The organism is Desulfosarcina sp., assembly GCF_033791525.1.
Classification (GTDB): Bacteria; Desulfobacterota; Desulfobacteria; order Desulfobacterales; family Desulfosarcinaceae; genus Desulfosarcina.
Genome location: NZ_JASJGN010000081.1, coordinates 1 through 7,011, shown reverse-complemented (window position 1 = coordinate 7,011; position 7,011 = coordinate 1). Strand labels below are relative to the sequence as shown.

The window sequence follows — 7,011 nt, the reverse complement described above, 5'->3', positions numbered from 1 at the left end:
AAAAAATGGATTATTTTCTCTGCGTGATTGGCATGGTAATGATCATCGAAGGGGTGCCCTATTTTGCGGCACCGAATCAGATGAAAGGGTGGATGGCCAAAATAATGGAAATGGCACCTGGATCCCTTCGTCGATTTGGTTTGGTGATGATGTTGGCTGGGTTGGCTCTGGTCTATATGGGGCGGCGATAGGTTGCTGTGTTCATCCCTTCTTGTATAAATAGAAAAATTTCATCACCTTTTTAACGTACGCTTCGGTTTCCGGAATCGGTGGAATGCCACGGTGGGTATCCACGGCCCGAGGGCCGGCATTGTATGCAGCCAGGGCCAGCGGCACCTGCCCGTCAAACCTCTGAATCAGGGCCTTCAGATAGCGGGCGCCGCCCATGATGTTCTGCCAGGGATCGAACGGGTCGTAAACCCGGAAGGCCTCCAGATTCGCCGGCATGATCTGCATGAGCCCCAACGCCCCCTTTTTGGATACAGCCTTGGGGTCGAAAGCCGATTCGGCGCGAATCACCGCCTTGAGCAAGGGAAAATCCACCCCGTGAAGACCGGCGGCCTCGTCAATATAGCGGTCGAAGCGATTGGCGTCCATCCGGGTTCCCTGGCGTTTGGGGCGCTCCTTGATATAAATTCGATAATCGCTGGTGGTGGGAACATTGGTGAAGTGCATGACACCTTGACTGTCGATATACATATAAATATCGGCCGCGGCCGGCAGCGCCAGCAACACCATCAGAACGACGGCCATCCAAGTGCCGGGCTTCAAGATCGGATTGTGTCGAATCGATTTGCGCATGAGCTCTCAGCCGCCACAGGGAAGGCAGCGGCCTTCATCCTCGTTTCATTTACGTTGGTATCGGCACAACTTGTGGATTTGTAAAGTTTTTTCTTCCTTATGGCAAGAAAAAAAGGTGGGGTTGCGGCGACGGCACAGTGCTTGACACATCCTTGGTTTCCGCATATAGACCGATTCAACTTTCTCTTCTACCCCACGGTATCCCAATTTCCCAAAGGAGGTGTTATGTCCGCGCAACAGTCCGCCACCGATTACGTATTCCGCCCTAAAGACAGCCTGGTGGGCGCCCAGATGCTGTTTGTTGCCTTTGGCGCCCTGGTGCTGGTTCCTCTGCTTACCGGTCTGAATCCCAACGTCGCCCTGTTCACCGCCGGCGTGGGCACCCTGATTTTCCAGTTCATCACCAAGCGCATGGTACCTATTTTCCTGGCCTCCTCTTTTGCCTTTATCGCGCCGATCATCTATGGGGTAAATACTTGGGGTATTCCCGGCACCATGTGCGGCCTTGTCGCTGCCGGTCTGTTCTACATAGTGCTGAGCCTGTGCATCAAAGCCTTCGGTCCCGGTTTTCTGCACAAGCTGCTGCCGCCGGTGGTGGTGGGGCCGGTGATCATGGTCATCGGGTTGGTACTGGCACCGGTGGCTGTTCACATGGCCATGGGCCGTACCGGCGACGGTTCGGCATGGCTGGTGCCACAGAGCACGGCCATGATAGTGGCCGGTGTGGCCCTTCTGGTGACCATCCTCACCTCGCTACTGGGCAAAGGCTGGCTTCGCCTGATCCCGATCCTCATCGGCGTCGGGGCCGGCTACGCGGCGGCGCTGATTCTTGATGTTATCGGTGTTTCCGGTTCCATTCAGACCGGTTTTGATCCCGGGGCCTTAAAGAACTTTACCGGCCCTGCCCTGGTGAGCTTTAAGCCGCTGGTAGACGCACCCTGGTTTGCCGTGCCCGATTTTGTCCTGCCCGAATGGAACCTTCAGGCCATCATCTTCATCGTACCGGTGGCAATTGCGCCGGCCATCGAGCATTTCGGCGACATCCTGGCCATCGGCAGCGTCACCGGAAAGGATTTCGTCAAAGAGCCGGGTATCCACCGCACCATGATGGGCGACGGCATCGCCACCTCTTTTGCCTCCTTTTTAGGCGGGCCGCCCAACACCACCTACAGCGAGGTGACCGGAGCGGTCACCCTCACCCGGATGTTCAATCCCGGCATCATGACCTGGGCAGCCATTTTCGCCATTGCCCTTGCCTTTATCGGTAAAATGGGAGCCCTGCTCCAGACCATCCCGGTGCCGGTGATGGGCGGGATCATGCTGCTGCTTTTCGGCGCCATCACCGTTATCGGCCTCAATACCCTTGTGAAGGCCGGAGAGGATCTCACGGAACCCCGCAACCTGACGATTGTGGCCCTGATCCTGGTCTGCGGCATCGGTGGCATGGTGCTTCCTTTTGGCAAATTCACTTTAGGCGGCATCGGCCTTTCCGGAATTTTGGGGGTCGTACTTAACCTGGTTCTGCCGGCTAAGCAGCCAAACTGATCCGCAATTGAACCCTCCCCGCGGCAAGCGGCGGGGAATGCGCTCGCTATCGCGGTTCATCATGACCATGCCCACCCAGCGCCCCTTCCGAAATGATCCGGAAGGGGCGTTTTGATCGTTATGCAGGATCTTTACAGGTGGCGGGCTTCTGCCGGATAACCATCCAATCGCTGTGTTGCAGGCATGCTTGCGGGAGTTGGGAGATACCATGGGCAAAGACACCCTCTACCGATGAACAGCGCAAGACCGACTGGATCGACACGGAAAGCCTGGCGGACTTTCTGGATCCCGACGATCCGCAAAAGACCGTGGAAGGCTACCCGGCAACGGTCCGTGCCATGATTGTGGCCACAGCCCGGCACCGATAATGGACAACCGGCTCGATCAGGCCGGTGTCATTTCCTCCAGCCCATTGGCCACCCGGGTCCGGACCATTTCTGTCAGGTCCTCAACCGACATATTGGCAAACTGTTCCACCGGGATGGGCTCCAGCATGCGAATGTGCATATGCTGCCTGCCGTGGAAATTGAGGCTGTGTTTAGGCAAAGCGGCGTTGGTGCCGCTGATCACCACCGGCAGGATGGGAACGGCCATCTTCTTGGCAAGGATAAAGGCACCAGGCCTAAAAGGCTTCAGTTCACCGGTTTTCGAACGGGTTCCTTCTGGAAAAATAAAGATAGAATTGCCCTGTACCAGCGATTTCTCACAGTCGGCCAACATCCTCGCCGTGCCCACCTTGTCGCCCCGCTTGAGTTTGATGTAACGGTTCAGCCGCATGTTCCAGCCGATGAAAGGCAGGTTGAACACTTCGGTTTTGGACACCCACTTGAAAGGAATGAACAGATGAAAAGCCACCAGGATATCCAATTGCGACTGGTGGTTGGAAACAATCACATAGTTTCGCTTCCAGGCGTTTAGCCGCCGGCCGTCAACATGAACGGACCAGGCGGGCATGATCCACAGATAGAGCGACGCCCAGAATGAGGTGAACAGGTGCAGAACGATCAGCCGTCTGTCTACCAGCACGGTCAGCGCCCAGATTACCAGGGCAACGATAAAAAGAACGGCTGAGGTCAGTCCAAAAAAGACAAGAAAAATGGTGGCAATGATTCGGTTCAGCATGATCGGCAACTCCGCTGTGGATTCTACCCATGGGTGGCCACTTTACCACATATAGTAGACAGGCTGTTTCAAGGCCAAACCGCTTCGGCGTAATCGACCCGAAGCCATATTACGATAGTCTATCTCAAAAATAAGGATCAGGGTTCAGGGCAAGGCATGCAACGGCAAGAAAGCGCAGCAACCAGTTAACATGTGAGCATATTGAGTCGTTTCATAGCGCCACCATGGACGCTTAGACTATTTTTGAGATGTGTCCTAAAAGGATTTCCAACGCTTTTCCCAGTATACCAGAGCTTTATACCCATAAATGGCATTCAGGTGATGGAGCAAGGCGTGGTAACCTTCCTGTTGCCAAATGTGGTTGATCGCATCATCCACCTGTGCGTAATGTTCCAACATCTCGCCCAACGTGGCATCGTCCGCCATGCCGCTGTCCCGGGAAACCTGATCGATCATTGCCAGCCACATGCGGCTCACCCCCATGATGTAATAGGGCCAGGTGTCCTGCATGACCGACGACCAGTTGGGGTCGCTGGTGTCGCCCACATTCGGGTGATCGTTATGATCAACGGCATCGGTGATAACTTCTTGAATCACACTGTCGGCAAGCATTCGTCTGACCAGGGGATCATCCAAAACCACCTGATTGATGCTGTCCGCCACCCCCGCGGTCGTGAAAAAAAGGAAACTGAACTGGTGGCCGGTTTTATCCTCTGCGGAGCGGCGGTGAAAGCGCCACAAATCGATTACCCCTTCATGGGCGGCAATCAGGGGAGATGCGACCCGATGGGCGATCAGAAGATCTTTCTCCCATCGAGTTTCCTCGGCCGGGCGATCCATCTTGAATCGAACGAACCACCATCCGCTGCCCTGCGGATCAGGGGCCTCCGCCAAGGGTGTCGGACCGGCGGGGATTTGTGTGACAGAAGCCGCACAACCCATGGTCAACCATAGAAACACCGTGCCCAGGAAAAGCCAGCGAACGGAGATTGTCTTTATCATTTTCCCCTCATGTTTCATCATGGGTTGTCCGATAACCATCGATGACGTATAAGCAAGTCGAACCCTTACCATTGGAGTCTATATACGGACAGGTTCGGCGATTAATCATCAACACCCCGACGAGGAGAAAGCGACCCATGAGTGATCGATACACCGTTATCTTCGAAGGCAGGATCATGCCCGGGAAAAGTGCGGGAATGGTCAAGGATCGATTGAAATCTGCACTCAAAACGGATGGCCAGGGTATCGCGAAATTGTTCGTCGGCAGCCCCGTAGCCGTCCGTAAGCACACGGACCTGGCGACAGCCGAAAAGTACAAGCAGGTGTTCGCCGCCGCCGGTGCATTCTGCGATATCCGCAAGGACGGTGAACCCGAGGCTCAGGCGCCGATGCCACCTTCCGTCGATTCGGCAGCGGTTGCCGACGCTTCCAACTATTCACAATCGCCTGCACCGCCGCATCAGCCGCCTGTTTCCCAAGTCAAGGTTCACTATATCACGACATCTGATGGAGGCAAAATGATAATCACGAATATCGAAACGGTTCCCGGCAAAACCGTGGCAGAGCATTTCGGACTGGTTTCCGGCAGCACCATCCGGGCCAAGCATATCGGCCGCGACCTCATGGCCAGTCTGAAAAATCTCGTTGGCGGGGAACTCAAGGGCTACACCCAATTGCTTCAGGAATCCCGACAGCAGGCCATGGACAGGATGATCGAAGAGGCCCGCCTGATGGGCGCCAATGCCATTGTCAACGTCCGTTTTTCCACATCTTCTGTGGCTCAGGGCGCGGCGGAACTTTACGCGTACGGGACCGCCGTCCGCGTGGATTAGGAGGCTGTCGATGATTGACCTGATTATCTTTTTGTCATTGCTGGCCCTGGGATACGGTGCGGGGACCTGGGCAGAAAAGCGGCACTACCGCTCGATTACCGAGCGGGAAAATGCAACCGTCAACCTGCCGGTCGTCACTTTGAAATCCGTGGATATTCCCGAGCATAAAATCCGGTCGGCCAGGCTGGTCTATGGCAGCGCCGTGATTTCCGTGGATTATTTCAAGAGGATTCTGGCCAGCCTGCGCAATGTTTTCGGGGGGAAGGTGAAATCCTACGAGAGCCTTCTCGACCGGGCACGGCGCGAGGCCTTGCTGCGTATGAAAGAGATGGCCGGGAATGCCACGGTCATTGTCAATGTGCGCATTGAGACGTCGGCCATCGGCAAACAGTCCAGGCGGAAGAACATCGGCTGCCTGGAGGCCATGGCTTACGGGACGGCACTTACCGTGGAGGAGTAGGTGAAATTTACGGCCCGGCAGCCCGGAATCAACGTCAACGTCTCACCCACCCATCCGCTCAAAGAGTTCGCCATACTGGCCGGCGGCCTGCTGGCCATCGTGGTCGGCGTTTATCTGGCCCTCGGCCTGGCGGTCGACCTGATTGTCCCCCGGCTCTCCATGGATCTGGAAAAAAAGCTGGCCGGTGCCTTTGTCGGGCGGCTCGTGGAAAATGAAGATGTCGCCGATACCACCCAATCCCTCCAGTCCCTGGTGGATCGTCTCCAGGATCGATGCGCCCCGCTGCCCTATAGCATCACTGTTCATGTCACCGAAGCCGATGCCGTCAATGCGGCAGCCCTGCCCGGTGGGCACATGGTGGTCTTTACCGGCCTGCTGGCGGAAATGACCTCGGAGAACGAGCTGGCCTTTGTCCTGGCGCACGAGCTGGGGCATTTTGCTAACAGGGACCACCTTCGGGGGCTGGGGCGGGCCCTGGTACTGATGACGGCATCCACGCTGTTGCTAGGCGCGGACAACAGCATCAACAGCATGATCGGGCAAGGCCTGGTGCTCACCGAATTGAGCTTTTCACGCAAGCAGGAAACCCAGGCCGATGAGTTTGCCCTGGAAACGCTTTTCTGCCACTACGGCCACGTGGCGGACGCCACATCCTTTTTCAGCAAAATTCCGGAAGATGGTGACCCTGGCCGCTTCGGCCACTATTTCGCTTCACACCCTGAAAACCGCCGCCGCATCGGCCATTTAGAAGATCTGGCCCAAAAGCGGGGTTACCCGACCGGACACCCACTTCCCCTGCCGGTCGATCTGGCCGCCGACAAGAATCCGCCCTGATAGTTTATTTTCCATCTCCAGCAATCCAGACAACACCTCTCTGCGCAGGCTCATGCCCGGATTGGCGGCAATGCTTCGGATGGCACGCTCGATCATGAAGCGGGTCTTCACTGATGCGGCCGTCTTCCATCAATTGCCCGCCAATTCGCCGCTTTCTCAAGACTTTCCAGCCCTTGGGGGTTCGATTTGGATTGTGGGTGGCGATCAAACATGATAACGCGTGCTGTCTATTCGTCAATTGATTATACTGGCATGCCAGCAATCGACTCACAAGGCGCCAAAATGACGGCCATTTTATTAATGTACATTCTGGTTGGAGCCGTGGCTGGCGTCCTGGCCGGCCTGTTGGGCATAGGTGGCGGAATCGTCATTGTGCCCATGCTGGTGTTCTGTTTTGTCAGGCAGGGCATCCCC

Annotated in this window: 9 protein-coding genes; 6 read left to right on the top strand and 3 right to left on the bottom strand. The window is 56.1% G+C overall.

Going from position 1 to position 7,011, the window contains the following annotated elements; genetic code table 11:
• A partial coding sequence (locus QNK41_RS04030; protein WP_319254009.1) for a DUF2065 domain-containing protein occupies nt 1-191 on the top strand: 191 nt, incomplete at its 5' end.
• A 10-nt stretch (nt 192-201) separates the two neighbouring features.
• On the opposite strand, the gene QNK41_RS04025 is transcribed toward QNK41_RS04030, so the two are convergent.
• Nucleotides 202-753: a lytic transglycosylase domain-containing protein gene (locus tag QNK41_RS04025; RefSeq protein ID WP_319254007.1), complete on the bottom strand. Its 552-nt coding sequence runs from the start codon at nt 751-753 to the stop codon at nt 202-204.
• A gap of 273 nt (nt 754-1,026) precedes the next feature.
• On the opposite strand from QNK41_RS04025, the gene QNK41_RS04020 reads away from it, so the two are divergent.
• Nucleotides 1,027-2,346 (top strand): uracil-xanthine permease family protein, encoded by a 1,320-nt coding sequence (locus QNK41_RS04020; RefSeq protein WP_319254005.1) that lies wholly within the window; start codon nt 1,027-1,029, stop codon nt 2,344-2,346.
• A 137-nt stretch (nt 2,347-2,483) separates the two neighbouring features.
• Nucleotides 2,484-2,714, top strand: a complete 231-nt coding sequence (locus QNK41_RS04015) for a DUF1698 domain-containing protein (RefSeq protein WP_319254002.1) — start codon at nt 2,484-2,486, stop codon at nt 2,712-2,714.
• Nucleotides 2,715-2,730: 16 nt separating this feature from the next.
• On the opposite strand, the gene QNK41_RS04010 is transcribed toward QNK41_RS04015, so the two are convergent.
• Both QNK41_RS04010 and QNK41_RS04005 read right to left on the bottom strand, forming a co-directional pair.
• Nucleotides 2,731-3,468, bottom strand: coding sequence for a lysophospholipid acyltransferase family protein (locus QNK41_RS04010; protein WP_319254000.1), 738 nt, complete (start codon nt 3,466-3,468; stop codon nt 2,731-2,733).
• 255 nt (nt 3,469-3,723) lie between these two features.
• Entirely contained in the window at nt 3,724-4,470 is a 747-nt protein-coding gene (locus tag QNK41_RS04005; protein WP_319253998.1) for a hypothetical protein, read from the bottom strand.
• A gap of 137 nt (nt 4,471-4,607) precedes the next feature.
• On the opposite strand from QNK41_RS04005, the gene QNK41_RS04000 reads away from it, so the two are divergent.
• From QNK41_RS04000 to QNK41_RS03990, 3 genes are read left to right on the top strand one after another with little or no spacing between them, the layout of a single operon-like run.
• On the top strand, nt 4,608-5,303 hold the full coding sequence (locus QNK41_RS04000) for a YbjQ family protein (protein WP_319253996.1): 696 nt from the start codon (nt 4,608-4,610) through the stop codon (nt 5,301-5,303).
• Between the two features lie 10 nt (nt 5,304-5,313).
• A complete protein-coding gene (locus QNK41_RS03995; protein WP_319253994.1) occupies nt 5,314-5,763 on the top strand; it encodes a YbjQ family protein in 450 nt (149 codons plus the stop codon).
• Nucleotides 5,764-6,597 (top strand): M48 family metallopeptidase, encoded by an 834-nt coding sequence (locus QNK41_RS03990; RefSeq protein ID WP_319253992.1) that lies wholly within the window; start codon nt 5,764-5,766, stop codon nt 6,595-6,597. It abuts the gene before it with no gap.
• Nucleotides 6,598-7,011: the final 414 nt, after the last annotated feature.